This is a genomic window from Dinoroseobacter sp. S76 (assembly GCF_049801095.1).
Taxonomy (GTDB): domain Bacteria; phylum Pseudomonadota; class Alphaproteobacteria; order Rhodobacterales; family Rhodobacteraceae; genus Dinoroseobacter.
The window spans coordinates 22,877-35,005 of record NZ_JBNAGH010000008.1 but is presented as its reverse complement, the minus strand read 5'-3'; the positions used below and the strand labels follow the sequence as shown (position 1 = coordinate 35,005).

Below are 12,129 nucleotides of genomic sequence, written 5' to 3'. Positions count from 1 at the left end.
AACACCGGGGTGTCCCGTCAGGATCCAGAAGTCAAGCGCAGGCCTTTGGGATCCATTGTGCGCTGCCACACAATCACCGAGCCATCCCCGGCTGCCTCCAGCGCTGCGAGAAGACCAGGCATGTGCAGCCCGGGCAGGGCCGCGAAGGCGTCAAAGAGCTTTGCCTCGCCAGCCGCCCCATGGGGAATGGCCAGCGCATTGCCGTCTTCGGTCTGCAAGAGCCAGACCCGCCGCGCCCCCTGGCGGCGCAGGCGCAGCACGGAAAGCGTGTCGAGATCGACAGATCCGCCCGCAATCGGACCCATATAGGTGATCTCGCGCTCATCAACCGTCACGACACCGGGTGCGGCATCCTCGGCCGCGAACCGTTTGCGCCGGGCCGCCACAAAGCCGAGCCCGCCCCCGGCCAGGGCGACCACGAGGCCCACCCCCTTGACCACCGGTCCGGGCTGCTGGGTCATCCAGAGCCCGAGCAGCAGCACAGCGATACAGATCAGCACCTCGCGCCAGTCGCGCATCTTGGTGGCTATCTCGGGTCGGATAAAGGGCATGGGCGCACCTGAACAGAGAAACGCAGGCGTTTTACGGCCTGCGCTCGGTCTGTTCAAATCAACAAGACGGGTCTAGCTCCGTCGTTTGGCGCGCCGCATGGCCCCGAGCCCCGCAACACCGCTCAAAAGCAGGAGCGCGCTGGCCGGAAGCGGGACCGGCGAGACATTGGCATCAAAGGTCACTTCGGACAGGAACACCCAACCGCCCGTGCGGGTGATATCCACCACCAGCGTGTCCGTCATTTGCCCGGTCAGGTCATAGGTAAAGGCGAAAGGCGCACTGCCCGGCTGGAAAGGTACGGCTTCGCTGTCCCCGTTGATGGCAACCGCTCCCGGCTGGTCCACCCCACCTTGGTTCGAGTGGTCGAAATAGAAGGTGGCCGAGTTGAAATCATAGACCTGGTCGAAGACGAAAGCGATGCGCGGGTTCTCGCCCGCCCAGCCCACATAGGGGGTTGAGCTGGTCTGACCATTGGAGTTCCAGTTCGATCCCGCGATCACACCATCGGTCAGGTCGCCGGTTCCTCCGCTCAGGTTCCGCCCGGAAACCGTGCCGTTATAGGTATCATCGAAATAGGTAAAACTCCCGGTCTCACCGTTGAGCATGTCATAGCTGACGGGGGAAACAGGCGCGGCTTGGGCGACACTCGCGGACAGCGCGAGGGCTCCGATCGTCGCAAAAACGTTGAAATGGGGCATATGGGGTCCTCCCTGGGCACTGGTAATGGTCAAATTTTAGGCAAGTTGTAAAAACCGGTCAAGCTTCGCGCCAAAAGAACTGAGAGGTTGGTTTACGAAGGGGAAGGCTGCGCTCAGCGCCAATCGCCAAGGCGCTGCTGCCAGAGAGCCAGCGCCGCGACCGCTGCCGTATCCGCCCGTAGGATCCTCGGGCCGAGCTGCACCGTTTCGGCCTGGGGCATGGCGCGCAGGCGCGCGCGCTCGGCGTCGGAGAACCCGCCTTCGGGACCGATCAGGATCGCCCAGGGGGCCCCCGCGGCGCCCTCGCTGCACGAGGGCGCGGACACGCCCGGACCGGCCTGTTGCGCGTCATCGGAGGCCAGCGCCTCGTCGCAGAACATCAACCGGCGGTCTGCCGGCCAGTCCCGCAAGAGCGCATCGAGCGAGGTCAGATCGGCGACCGGCGGCACAAAAGTCCCGCCGCATTGCTCAGCCGCTTCGACCGCATGGGCCTGCAACCGGTCACGACGGATGCGCTCGGCATTGGTGAAAGCCGTTTGCACGGGCTGGATCCGCGCAGCCCCCATCTCGGTCGCCTTCTCGACGATGAAATCCGTGCGCGCCTTCTTGATTGGCGCGAAACAGAGCCAGAGATCCGGCGGATCCCGTTGCGGCGCCGTCTGGGCCTGCACGGCCAGCACGCCTCCACGTTTGCCCGCCTCGACCACCTCGGCCGCCCAGGCGCCATCGCGCCCGTTGAAGAGGGTCACAACCTCCCCCAATTTCCGCCGCATGACGCCAAACAGGTAATGGGCCTGATCCCGCGACAAACCAAGCGTTTGCCCCTCCCCCAACGGGTGCTCTACATAGAGCCTGATCTTTCCGGCCGACATGACCGCAACATATGAGGGGCTGATCCGATGAGCAACGACGCGCAGACCGAAGGCACGGGCATCGTTGCGGATGCCCCCCCCGATAACTGGGTCGACCGCTATGCGCCCGAGGCCACGCGCCCCTATCTGCGCCTGAGCCGGGCGGACCGGCCCATCGGGACATGGCTTCTGCTGCTGCCCTGCTGGTGGGCGGCGCTCTTGGGGGCGTCGGCGGGGGAGGGGTTCGACCTCGGTACCGCGTGGATCCTGATGGGCTGCGCGATTGGAGCCTTCCTGATGCGCGGGGCGGGCTGCACCTGGAATGACATCACCGACCGGGACTATGACGCGCAGGTCGCGCGCACCCGGTCCCGGCCGATCCCCTCGGGGCAGGTCACCGTGCGCGGCGCGCTGGTCTGGATGGTGATCCAGTCGCTCCTGGCCTTCGGGATCCTGCTGACCTTCAACCTGCCCGCGATCTTGCTGGGGATCGGGTCCCTCGCGCTGGTCTGCATCTATCCTTTTGCCAAGCGCTTCACCTGGTGGCCGCAGGTCTTCCTCGGCCTGGCCTTCAACTGGGGTGCGCTGCTGGCCTGGACGGCGGAGACGGGCACGGTCTTTGATGCGCCAAGCGTGCTGCTCTATGTGGCGGGGATCGCCTGGACCCTGTTCTACGACACGATCTATGCCCATCAGGACACCGAGGATGACGCGCTGATCGGGGTGAAATCCACCGCGCGGCTCTTCGGGGCGCAATCCCGGCGCTGGCTGGGCGGGTTCCTGATCGCGGCCACGGTGCTCGCAGGCGGCGCGGTGATCACCGCCCTGGCCCCGCTGGGCGCGCCGCTGGCGCTCGCGCTCGGGCTGGGCGGTGTCTGGGCTTTTGGCTGGCACATGCTCTGGCAGCTCCGCCAGCTCGACACCGAGGATCCGGGCACCTGCCTGCGCCTCTTTCGTTCGAACCGCGACACGGGGCTCATTCTCGCGCTGTTTCTCGCCGTGACGCTGCTGGTCTGATTGCACCCGCGCGCCACTGGCGGTAGGACCGGGGGACCGTTTTACAACCGTCCTGGTGCCCATGACCAAGCGCAGAGTTCTGCCCGCCCTCGCCCTGATCAGTGCCGCCGTGGCCAGCGGGTTCGCCGCGCGGGCGATCGTGCTCGAGGTCGAGGCCCGCACCCTGGCCGGGGTGGAAACCGCCCTCGCCACAGCGGAGGCGGAGTTTGCCCAGGCCCGGATCGACGGGCTGCGCGTGACCGTGCTGGGCACCGCGCCCGACGAGGCGGCGCGCTTTGCAGCCCTGTCCGCCGTGGGCAATGTGGTGGCCCCGAACCTGATCATCGACGGCATGGACGTGGCCGAGGCGACCGAGATCGCGCCGCCGCGCTTCTCGCTGGAGCTGCTCCGCAACTCCGATGGCCTGTCGATCATCGGGCTGGTCCCCGCAGCCATGGGCACGGATCTGCTGGCGGACGGGACGCGCGATCTGGGCCCGGTCACCAACATGGTGGAAACGGCGGATTTCCCGGTGCCGACGCGCTGGCTCGGCGCGGTGGATTTCGCGCTGGAGACCGCGCGCAGCCTGCCCCGCGCCAAGATCAGCGTGACCGCCGAGGCGGTGCATGTGAGCGCCCTGGTGGACAGCCAGGAGGCCAAGGAGGCGCTGGAGACCCGGCTGACGCGATTGGCCCCGGCTGGCCTGATCGTAACCTTGGAGATTTCGGCCCCGCGCCCGGCGATTACCCCTTTCCTGCTGCGGTTCACCAAGACCGAAGACAGCACCGGGTTCGACGCCTGCGCCGCCGACACCGAGGCCGCGCGGGATCGGATCCTAGAGGCGGCGCGCGCGGCGGGCGCACCGGCGGACACGACCTGCCGGCTAGGCCTTGGCGCACCCTCCCCCAGTTGGGCGGCGGCGGCCAGTCGCAGCATCGCGGCCATCGGCGAGCTGGGCGGCGGCACCGTCACGCTCTCGGATGCGGATGTCACGCTTGTCGGGGCGGTGGGCACGAACCGCGCCCTCTTTGACCGCGTCACGTCCGAGCTTGGCGCGGATCTGCCGGCGGTCTTCTCGCTCAGCAGCGCGCTGGCCCAGCCCGAAGCCCCGCGCCCCGGCATTTTTGAGACCGAACGCTTGCGCTTTACCGGCACGCTCAGCCCCGAGGGGCTGGTGCAGTTGCGCGGCCATGTGACCGACGAGACCCGCAAGGAGGTCACCGCGGCCTTGGCCGAAGCGCTCTTTGGCGCGGACAATGTCTATAGCGCCACCGCCATCGCGCCGGAGGTGCCCGAGGGCTGGTCGATCCGCGTGCTGGCCGCGGTCGAGGCGCTCAGTCATCTGCACAATGGCTCGGTCACGGTCTCGCCGGATTTCGTGCGACTGGCCGGACGCACGGGGGATGAAAGCCTGCCCGCCGAGGTCGCGCAGCTTCTGTCCCAGCGGATCCCGGAGGAGGCCGATCTGCGTCTCGACGTGCGCTATGACCCGATCCTCGATCCGGCCACGGCCCTGCCCACTGAAGAGGAGTGCTTTGCCCGCATTGATGCGATTCAGGCCGAGGGCAAGATCACCTTCGATCCAGGCTCATCGCAGATCGCAGCGGAGGCGCGGGGCATCATCGACCGGATCGCCGAGGTGCTGGCCGATTGCGCCCATGTGCAGTTTGAGATCGCCGGGCACACGGACAATCAGGGCCGCGAGAGCATGAACCTCAATCTCAGCCAGGCCCGGGCCGATGCGGTGCTGGCCGCGCTGGCGGAACGGCGGCTTCTGACGGGCAACCTCGTGGCCATCGGCTATGGCGAAGCGGCCCCGATTGCGGATAACTCTACGGCAGCGGGACGCGAGGCGAACCGGCGGATCAGCTTCACGCCGCCAACCCCGCCCGTGCGCACGCCCGGAGAGACAGACGAGCCAAGCGAAGGACCCGCAGAATGAACCAGACAGAATTCATCGTCGCCACGGCGGTCATCCTGTTCGTGGTCTTCCTCTTGGGCTGGTTCACCCATTGGGCCATTGCGCGCCTGTCGCGGGTGACCAAGGCGGAGCTTGGGGAGCTGGAAAGCATGGCCCAGGCGCTCCATGAGGCCGAAGAAGCCCGGGATGATGCCCTGGATCATCTGGCCCAGCGGGAGCGCGAGTTGACCAATGCCATGACCCAGACCGAAGCGGAGCTGGCCGCCGCCATGGACGGGTTGCGCGAAGCCCGCGCCGAGGCGCAGGACCTGCGCAGTCGGCTCGAACGCTAGAGCGGGGCACCTACCAGCGGGTCAGCGCGGCCTCGTCTTCCTCGGTCGCTGCGACCCATTCCGCACCGCTGCCCGTGATTTCCTTCTTCCAGAAGGGAGCCCGGGATTTCAGGTAATCCATCAGGAATTCGGCCGCCGCAAAGGCATCGACTCGGTGCGGGGCTGCCGTGGCCACCATCATGATCCGGTCCCCCGGCCCCATGCGGCCATAACGGTGGATGACCAGCGCATCGCCCAAGGACCAGCGGGTCATCGCTTCGTCCACGATCTTGGCAATCGCGCGCTCGGTCATGCCCGGGTAATGCTCGATCTCCATCACGTCGAGATCGCCTTGGGCCAGGTCGCGCACAACCCCAGTGAAGCTGACGATTGCGCCCATATCCGTCCGCCCCATGGCGAAGGAGTCGAGCTCTGCCCCCGGCGCGAAGGGCGCCTCCTGCACGCGCACGGTCAAGGCTCAGCCGCCCGTCATCGGCGGAAAGAACGCCACTTCGCGCGCGTCAGACAGATCCGCATCGAACTCGGTCAGGTCCTGATCCACGGCCACGCGAATGGCCGAGAGGTCCGAGAAAGCCAACTCATAGCGCTCTTCCCGGGCGCGCAACTCGGCGACCAGGTCGGCCACGGTCTTGGCGTCGGTCTCGATCCGCTCCTGCGACAGGCCGATCCGCTCACGCAGCCAGGCGAAGTAGAGAACGTCAAGTTTCATGGCTTCTCCGACAAAAAGGGCAGGGATTTCAGGAAGTAGTCCGCGCCGGTCACCAGGGTCAGGACGGCCGCCACCCACAGGAGCGCCATCCCGAGAAACGCCGCCGGCACCCCGATCACCGCCGAAAGCCAGACCGTGTTCCAATCCTGCGGACCACTGTCGAGCGCGGCCTGATAGGCCTCGCGGGTCAGACTGCCAAAGGCCGAAAGATGCATGTATTCCAAGGCGATCGCCCCGATCAGCACCGCGATGGAGACCATCTGGGCGGTGGTCTTCCACTTGGCGAGCTTCGTCACCGCGAGCTTACTCGCATCCGCGCCCAGAAACTCTCGCAGGCCCGAGACGAACACCTCGCGGAAGAGGATCACCGCCGCCGGGATCATCACCAGCGGGTCCAGCGCGCTCAGCGCCATGACCACGGCCAGCGCAGTGATCACCATGGCCTTATCAGCAATCGGGTCGAGCATCGCCCCAAAGCGCGAGGTCTGCCCCCAGGCACGCGCGATCCAGCCATCGAGAAAATCGGTCAGGGACGCGCCGATGAACAAGGCCAGCGCCACCCAATCGGCAAGCGGGCGCGGCAGCAGAGCAAACACGACAGCCACAGCGGGTGCCGCAAGCAACCGCGCGATGGTCATCATATTCGGAATAGTCCAGCGCATGACGCACCTTGTAGCCGCTGCAACAGGGCGCGGAAAGGGGAACCTCCGGGAAACAGAGCTACAGGCGGTCGCAGACCTGTATGCGCAGTGCGCGGACAGAAAAACGGCCCCGCGGATCGCAGGGCGCAAGGTTCGGTTCCGGATCGTGGGAGCGGTGCACAGACCGCGTCAGACGGGATGTGGTCGAAGAAATTGCTGCGACACGCGACTAAAACAGTAGGCTCGTACCATCCCCCTACGCCCCACGCGCCGCAGCGTTTCTCACTTCAATACTTCCCCCCAGGGCCCAATGATTGCCTTGGTGAAAAAACGGTAACATGGCTCCGGAGAATCGCAAAAAGCGACTGCGGTTTCTGCGGGTGCACACAACCCCCGGATGTAGCAAAACAAGATGTTGTGCCCGCAGGACACCCAGCCACTAGTCGATCTAGGCCTTTTGTCTCGAATCAGCGACGAATCGCTGATGACCTAGCGGCAAGGTGAGCGGTTTCAAGCCACACTGTTCGCCTCAGAACGGCACGGGCGCGCGGAAGGTCATGCCCACGCCGCCCTCCGGATGGCGCAGACGCAGGGATTCCGAGTGCAGCATCAGACGCGGAAAGGCGCGTGCGGGACCCGTGGCGTAGAACGGATCGCCGAGGATCGGATGACCCAGAGACTGCATATGCACGCGCAACTGATGCGAACGCCCGGTCTTGGGGCTCAGCCGCACCCGGCTCTCGCCGTCGCCGACACGCAGGACCCGCCAATCGGTCACGGCGGGCTTGCCGGTCTCGTGATCGACTTTCTGCAAGGGGCGGTTCGGCCAATCCACGATCAGGGGCAGATCCACGGTGCCGGTCTTCTCGGTCATCGCACCCCAGACCCGCGCCACATAGCTCTTGCGCATCTGCCGTTTCTCGAATTGCAGGCCCAGATGCCGTTGGGCATGGGGCGTCAGCGCGAACACCATCAGCCCCGAGGTATCCCGGTCCAGCCGATGCACCAGCAGCGCATCGGGAAAGGCCGCCTGCACCCGGCTCAGCAGGCAATCGGCAAGCTCGGGCCCGCGCCCGGGCACCGACAAGAGCCCGGAGGGCTTGTCCACCAGCAGAAGATGCGCGTCCTCATGGATGAGGCGCAGGGGCTCTTGCGGCGGCGCGTAGGTATCAGGCGGCAGGGGCGGCATGCCAGCGTCATAAGAGAGCCGCGCGCCGGGCGACAGCGGTTTTTGCAGATCAGCCCCGCGCATCCCCTTGGCCTCTGCAAGAGGTGCCCCTAGGGTGCGCGCACTTCCCGGAGGCCCCATGAGTTTCGAAGCCTGGACCGTCTTCGCCCTGTTCTGGGCGCTGTTCGTGACGACACCCGGTCCGAATGCGGTGAACTGCATCGCCAACGGGATCGACCATGGGCTGCCCAAGGCGCTCTGGGGTGTGGTGGGGATCCTCACACAGGCGAGCTTGTTCCTCGCGCTCTCGGCGCTGGGGGTCACGGCCCTGATCACGGCGGCGCCGGATGTCTTTGCCTGGGTCAAGCTGGGCGGGGCGGCAGTGCTGGTCGGGCTCGGGATCCGGGCCTGGCTGACGGCGACCCAGCCCGTGCGCCCGGCCACGGGGGGCCGGTCGATCTATCTCCGGGCGCTGGCCATCGCCACGTTCAACGCCAAAAGCCTTGCGGGTTATCTCGCTGCCTTCTCGCAATTCGTGCAGCCGGATGTGCCGATCCTGTCGCAGATGTCCGTCATTGTGCCCACGGCGCTGACGCTCACGGCGCTCTCCTATTGCGGCTACACCGCACTCGGGGTCGGGCTGGGCAAGCTGGCCCTGGGCGCGATCCTGAATGTCTGGGTCCGCCGAGCGCTGGCGCTCTGTTTTATCGCCTATGGCATCGCCCTCGGCCTCTCGCCCACAACCGTCGCGGGCTGAACCCGATCACGAAGCTTTGGCTTGACGTTAACCTGCGTCGGGGCACCCTGCGGGCAACCGGGCCGAGGAGCAGCCATGACCACAAGACGACAATTCATCGGCGGGGCCGTGGTGCTGGTGGGCGGCTACTCGGCGCTGCGCTATGGCGGGCCAGCCCTGCGCGACCTGCTGACGGGATTGCCGGAGGCCGAAGCGCTCGCGACCCCTGAAGGGTTCCGCGCCTTGCCCTTGGGCAGCCTGAGCCAAGGCCTCGACCCGCTGGTGGGGCTGGAGCCCGCGCAGGTCCATGAGATCGCGCCGGACCAGCTGACCGGGCGTCTCTGCGACGCGCTCTTCGGGATGGACCGGGTGCCCGAGGGCGTGGTGCCGATCGCGTCGTTCAGTGACTATGCCTGCCCGTTCTGCCGGGTGCTGACCCCGCGCCTCCATGAGCTGGAGGCGACATCCGCGGGGGCCATCCGCGTGAAATGGCACGAGTTGCCGATCCTGGGTCCAGCCTCCGCCGATGGGGCACGCGCGGCCCTCGCCGCCGCCCAACAGGGCCGCTATGCGGCGGCCCATGGCAGATTGATCCGCGCGGCCTTCCAACCGACCGAGGCCTATCTGCGGGTGCTGTCCGACGATCTGGGTCTGGATGCGGAGCAGTTGCTCGCGGATATGGACAGCCCGGCGATCCGCAACGCACTGACCGACAGTCGCGCCCTCGCGCAGCTTTTCGGGATGGTCGGGACCCCGGCCCTCTTGGTGGGGCGGACACTGGTGCAAGGCGAGATCAGTGCCCGCAACCTCAACCGCCTGATCGAGATCGAACGGGCGGCGGGCCCACCTCCGGGCTGCGCCTGACCCCTGGGAGCCGCGCCGCCCCGCCCTAGATCGCGCTGGGAAAGGAGCCCGGAGATGCCGCGCCGCTATGCCGAGATCTATCCCTCGCTGCCACTGCTGAACAGCGACGCCTCCGAGCATGTCTCGGCGGCGGCTCTGATGTCCCTGCGCTACTTTCAGGCCGCGCCCGACACCATGCCCGAGGATGTCTTTGCCGAGCACCATGTCCTCTTGAACCTCCAGCCTGAACCGCACCGGGTGCAGAACCGGCGCGATGGGGAGTTGCACGATTTCATCTTCCGCAAGGACGATATCGTCGTGACCCCAGCGGGCATGCGCTCGGGCTGGCGCTGGTTTGCGACCTCGGATGTCATCGTGGTGACGCTCGATCCCGAGCGGGTCGCCCAATTCGCCCAGCGCGAGATGGGGCTCTTGCTGGACCCGCAGCAGTTCCGCGATTTGCCCCTTTTCACGGACCCGGACCTCTGCACCGCCGGGGTGATGCTGCGCGATGCGCTGGAGACGGGGGATGTCACCTCCGGCGTGATGTTCGAAGCCATGAGCCGGGTCTTCCTCGTCAAGCTCCTGCAGCGCTATGGGCAGGAGCGGCCCGAACCCGTGAGCCGCAGCACGGGCTTCACCGCCGCCCATTACCGCCGGGTCCTGACCTATATCCGTGCGCGGCTCGACCAGACCATCAGCGTCGAGGCGCTGGCCGCCGAGGCCGGGATGAGCCCGTCGCATTTCAGCCGCCTCTTCAAGGAGACGCTGGGCAGCACCCCCATGCAATACGTCATGGCTTACCGGATCGAGCAGGCCATGGAGATGATGGGCGACCCGGCCCTCTCGCTGGGCGAGATTGCCCTGGCTTGCGGCTTTGCGGATCAGGCGCATTTCTCGCGCAGTTTCAAGCAGGTCACCGGCGAGACACCGCGCCGCTTCCGCCTGACCCTGGCGGTCTGAGGCCGGGCAGGCCTCGGCTGATGCAAAAAAGCAGGATTGTTCAAAAACGTCGGAGGGCTCTCCAAGAAGCGTGCCGCGTGAAGGCGTAGATCTTTCTCCATCGGGCGCATCGCCCAGACAGAGGAGAAAGACAAATGACCAAGCTGACTGCCACCACCGCCGCTGCCCTGATGGCCTCCACCGCCGCTTTCGCGCAAGTTGAAACCCGCAGCGTGACCTTCGAAAATGAGGGCACGACCCTCTCGGGCACGCTCTATCTGCCCGAAGGTCACGGCGGTGACGCCCTTCCGACCGTAATCGTCACGGGGGCTTGGACCAGCGTCGAAGAGCAGATGCCCCGCGTCTATGCCGAGGAAATGGTCGCCCGGGGCTTTGCGGCCTTCACCTTCGATTTCCGGGGCTGGGGCAAGTCCGGGGACCTGCCGAACGGGCAGCGCTTCATCGAGGATCCGGCGGCCAAAACCTCTGACATTCGCGCGGCGATCGATGTCGTCGCAGGTCTGCCCGAGGTGGACGCCACCCGGATCAACGGGCTCGGGATCTGCGCTTCGGCGGGCTACATGATCGACGCGGCGGCCGGAAATGACCGGGTCCAGCGGATTGGCCTCGTCGCCCCCTGGCTGCAGGATGCCGAACTGGTCGAGGCCGTCTATGGCGGGGCCGAGGGGGTCGCGGGCCTGATCGAGATGGGCCGGGCTGCCGCAGCCGCCGGGGGCGAGATCATCCCCGCCGCAGGTCCCGAGGGGGCCGAAGGCGTGCTCATGCCCATTGGCGGCTATTACTACGAGCCCGAGCGCGGCGCGATCCCGGCCTATGACAACCGCTGGAACAACGCGAGCTGGGAGGGCTGGCTGACCTATCACCCGGTCGAAAACGCCGAGCGCCTGACCCAGCCGTTGGCGGTGGTGCATTCCGAGGCCGCCGCGATCCCGCAAGGCGTGCGCCGCTTCCTCGAAGGCGTGGCGGGTCCCTCCACGCTGCAGATGCTCGAAGAGGTCACGCAGTTTGACTTCTATGACAACCCCGAGGATGTGCAGCGCGCCGCCGACACCATGGCCGCCCATTTCGCAGCCTCCAACGACAGCTGACCAGACCGGGGGCGCTGCCCCCGCCCACCCCATGAGGAGAGAGAACATGACCCGTTTTGCCACGTCCACCGCCCTTCTGCTCGCCCTGTCGCCTCTGGCGGCCCAGGCCGAGACCGGGACCGAGACCGAGACGCCCCAAGCCCTCGCGCAGCTTCTGGATCAGGCGGAGATCATCCGCATCACCAATGCCATCGACATCGCCGTCGATCGCAAGGACTGGAACCTCGCGCGCAGCTATTTCGCCGAGACGATCCATGTGGATTTCACCAGCCTGATCGGCGGCGAACCCGCGACGATCCCCGCCGATGCGCTGATCGCGGGTTGGGCCGGCAACCTGACCGCCGAGAAGGAGAGCTTTCATCTGCGAGGCAACCATCAGGTCAGTTTCGCCGATGCGGACACGGCAAGTGTCTATAGCCACGGCTACGCCTGGAACCGGATGGAGCGTGGGCTGGCGCCCGAAAATGGCGGCGAGGCGCTGTGGGAGGTCTGGGGCAGCTACACCCACGCGTTGCAGCGCGGCGATACCGGCTGGGAAGTGACCGGGATGAGCTTTACCGCCACCGCTGAACGGGGCAGCAGCTTTGTGCGGAACACACCGGGCAACTGAGCCTTGCCGATCCCCGGCGCG

The 12,129-nt window shown here is 66.7% G+C and carries 15 protein-coding genes; 8 read left to right on the top strand and 7 right to left on the bottom strand.

The annotated features are described in order from the left end of the window. Positions 1 to 17: 17 nt before the first annotated feature. The 3 genes from ACP153_RS18435 to ACP153_RS18425 all read right to left on the bottom strand — a co-directional run bounded on the left by ACP153_RS18435 (position 18) and on the right by ACP153_RS18425 (position 2,122). Positions 18 to 551, bottom strand: a complete 534-nt coding sequence (locus ACP153_RS18435) for a hypothetical protein (protein ID WP_424972486.1) — start codon at positions 549 to 551, stop codon at positions 18 to 20. A 72-nt stretch (positions 552 to 623) separates the two neighbouring features. Then, positions 624 to 1,250, bottom strand: a complete 627-nt coding sequence (locus ACP153_RS18430; RefSeq protein WP_424972485.1) for a VPLPA-CTERM sorting domain-containing protein — start codon at positions 1,248 to 1,250, stop codon at positions 624 to 626. A gap of 113 nt (positions 1,251 to 1,363) precedes the next feature. Next, on the bottom strand, positions 1,364 to 2,122 hold the full coding sequence (locus ACP153_RS18425; protein ID WP_424972484.1) for a 16S rRNA (uracil(1498)-N(3))-methyltransferase: 759 nt from the start codon (positions 2,120 to 2,122) through the stop codon (positions 1,364 to 1,366). 27 nt (positions 2,123 to 2,149) lie between these two features. Between ACP153_RS18425 and ubiA the strand changes: the two genes are divergently transcribed. From ubiA to ACP153_RS18410, 3 genes are all read left to right on the top strand, one after another. After that, a complete protein-coding gene (gene ubiA / locus ACP153_RS18420; protein WP_424972483.1) occupies positions 2,150 to 3,118 on the top strand; it encodes a 4-hydroxybenzoate octaprenyltransferase in 969 nt (322 codons plus the stop codon). Between the two features lie 61 nt (positions 3,119 to 3,179). Then, a complete protein-coding gene (locus ACP153_RS18415) occupies positions 3,180 to 5,039 on the top strand; it encodes an OmpA family protein (protein WP_424972482.1) in 1,860 nt (619 codons plus the stop codon). Continuing rightward, positions 5,036 to 5,350, top strand: a complete 315-nt coding sequence (locus tag ACP153_RS18410; RefSeq protein ID WP_424972481.1) for a hypothetical protein — start codon at positions 5,036 to 5,038, stop codon at positions 5,348 to 5,350. The genes ACP153_RS18415 and ACP153_RS18410 overlap by 4 nt, the downstream gene beginning before the upstream one ends. 10 nt (positions 5,351 to 5,360) lie before the next feature. Here the strand turns inward: ACP153_RS18410 and ACP153_RS18405 are convergent, their stop codons facing one another. The 4 genes from ACP153_RS18405 to ACP153_RS18390 form a co-directional block, all read right to left on the bottom strand. Then, on the bottom strand, positions 5,361 to 5,804 hold the full coding sequence (locus ACP153_RS18405; RefSeq protein ID WP_424972480.1) for a molybdenum cofactor biosynthesis protein MoaE: 444 nt from the start codon (positions 5,802 to 5,804) through the stop codon (positions 5,361 to 5,363). Positions 5,805 to 5,807: 3 nt separating this feature from the next. After that, positions 5,808 to 6,059: a molybdopterin converting factor subunit 1 gene (moaD, locus tag ACP153_RS18400; protein ID WP_424972479.1), complete on the bottom strand. Its 252-nt coding sequence runs from the start codon at positions 6,057 to 6,059 to the stop codon at positions 5,808 to 5,810. Then, complete coding sequence (gene pgsA / locus ACP153_RS18395) at positions 6,056 to 6,721, bottom strand: CDP-diacylglycerol--glycerol-3-phosphate 3-phosphatidyltransferase (protein WP_424972478.1); 666 nt, start codon at positions 6,719 to 6,721, stop codon at positions 6,056 to 6,058. Before pgsA ends, moaD begins: the two co-directional genes overlap by 4 nt. Positions 6,722 to 7,229: 508 nt before the next feature. After that, positions 7,230 to 7,889 (bottom strand): RluA family pseudouridine synthase, encoded by a 660-nt coding sequence (locus ACP153_RS18390; RefSeq protein ID WP_424972586.1) that lies wholly within the window; start codon positions 7,887 to 7,889, stop codon positions 7,230 to 7,232. 118 nt (positions 7,890 to 8,007) lie between these two features. Between ACP153_RS18390 and ACP153_RS18385 the strand changes: the two genes are divergently transcribed. From ACP153_RS18385 to ACP153_RS18365, 5 genes are all read left to right on the top strand, one after another. Next, positions 8,008 to 8,625: a LysE family translocator gene (locus ACP153_RS18385; protein ID WP_424972477.1), complete on the top strand. Its 618-nt coding sequence runs from the start codon at positions 8,008 to 8,010 to the stop codon at positions 8,623 to 8,625. A 75-nt stretch (positions 8,626 to 8,700) separates the two neighbouring features. Continuing rightward, on the top strand, positions 8,701 to 9,468 hold the full coding sequence (locus ACP153_RS18380; protein ID WP_424972476.1) for a DsbA family protein: 768 nt from the start codon (positions 8,701 to 8,703) through the stop codon (positions 9,466 to 9,468). Between the two features lie 54 nt (positions 9,469 to 9,522). Beyond that, positions 9,523 to 10,410 carry a helix-turn-helix domain-containing protein gene (locus ACP153_RS18375; protein WP_424972475.1) on the top strand — a complete coding sequence of 296 codons (888 nt, stop codon included), beginning with the start codon at positions 9,523 to 9,525 and terminating at the stop codon, positions 10,408 to 10,410. 134 nt (positions 10,411 to 10,544) lie between these two features. Further along, on the top strand, positions 10,545 to 11,498 hold the full coding sequence (locus ACP153_RS18370) for an alpha/beta hydrolase (protein ID WP_424972474.1): 954 nt from the start codon (positions 10,545 to 10,547) through the stop codon (positions 11,496 to 11,498). A 46-nt stretch (positions 11,499 to 11,544) separates the two neighbouring features. Then, the gene (locus tag ACP153_RS18365) at positions 11,545 to 12,108 is read left to right on the top strand and encodes a nuclear transport factor 2 family protein (RefSeq protein ID WP_424972473.1); all 564 of its coding nucleotides are present in this window, start codon (positions 11,545 to 11,547) and stop codon (positions 12,106 to 12,108) included. The last annotated feature ends 21 nt before the right edge of the window (positions 12,109 to 12,129 follow it).

Coding starts and splice junctions, on each gene's coding strand:
- ACP153_RS18380 (WP_424972476.1), top strand. CDS start 8,701: ATGACCACAAGACGACAATTCATCGGCGGGGCCGTGGTGCTGGTGGGC.
- ACP153_RS18415 (WP_424972482.1), top strand. CDS start 3,180: ATGACCAAGCGCAGAGTTCTGCCCGCCCTCGCCCTGATCAGTGCCGCC.
- moaD (WP_424972479.1), bottom strand. CDS start 6,059: ATGAAACTTGACGTTCTCTACTTCGCCTGGCTGCGTGAGCGGATCGGC.
- ACP153_RS18425 (WP_424972484.1), bottom strand. CDS start 2,122: ATGTCGGCCGGAAAGATCAGGCTCTATGTAGAGCACCCGTTGGGGGAG.
- ACP153_RS18435 (WP_424972486.1), bottom strand. CDS start 551: ATGCCCTTTATCCGACCCGAGATAGCCACCAAGATGCGCGACTGGCGC.
- ACP153_RS18390 (WP_424972586.1), bottom strand. CDS start 7,889: ATGCCGCCCCTGCCGCCTGATACCTACGCGCCGCCGCAAGAGCCCCTG.
- ACP153_RS18375 (WP_424972475.1), top strand. CDS start 9,523: ATGCCGCGCCGCTATGCCGAGATCTATCCCTCGCTGCCACTGCTGAAC.
- ACP153_RS18410 (WP_424972481.1), top strand. CDS start 5,036: ATGAACCAGACAGAATTCATCGTCGCCACGGCGGTCATCCTGTTCGTG.
- ACP153_RS18365 (WP_424972473.1), top strand. CDS start 11,545: ATGACCCGTTTTGCCACGTCCACCGCCCTTCTGCTCGCCCTGTCGCCT.
- ACP153_RS18370 (WP_424972474.1), top strand. CDS start 10,545: ATGACCAAGCTGACTGCCACCACCGCCGCTGCCCTGATGGCCTCCACC.
- pgsA (WP_424972478.1), bottom strand. CDS start 6,721: ATGCGCTGGACTATTCCGAATATGATGACCATCGCGCGGTTGCTTGCG.
- ACP153_RS18430 (WP_424972485.1), bottom strand. CDS start 1,250: ATGCCCCATTTCAACGTTTTTGCGACGATCGGAGCCCTCGCGCTGTCC.
- ubiA (WP_424972483.1), top strand. CDS start 2,150: ATGAGCAACGACGCGCAGACCGAAGGCACGGGCATCGTTGCGGATGCC.
- ACP153_RS18385 (WP_424972477.1), top strand. CDS start 8,008: ATGAGTTTCGAAGCCTGGACCGTCTTCGCCCTGTTCTGGGCGCTGTTC.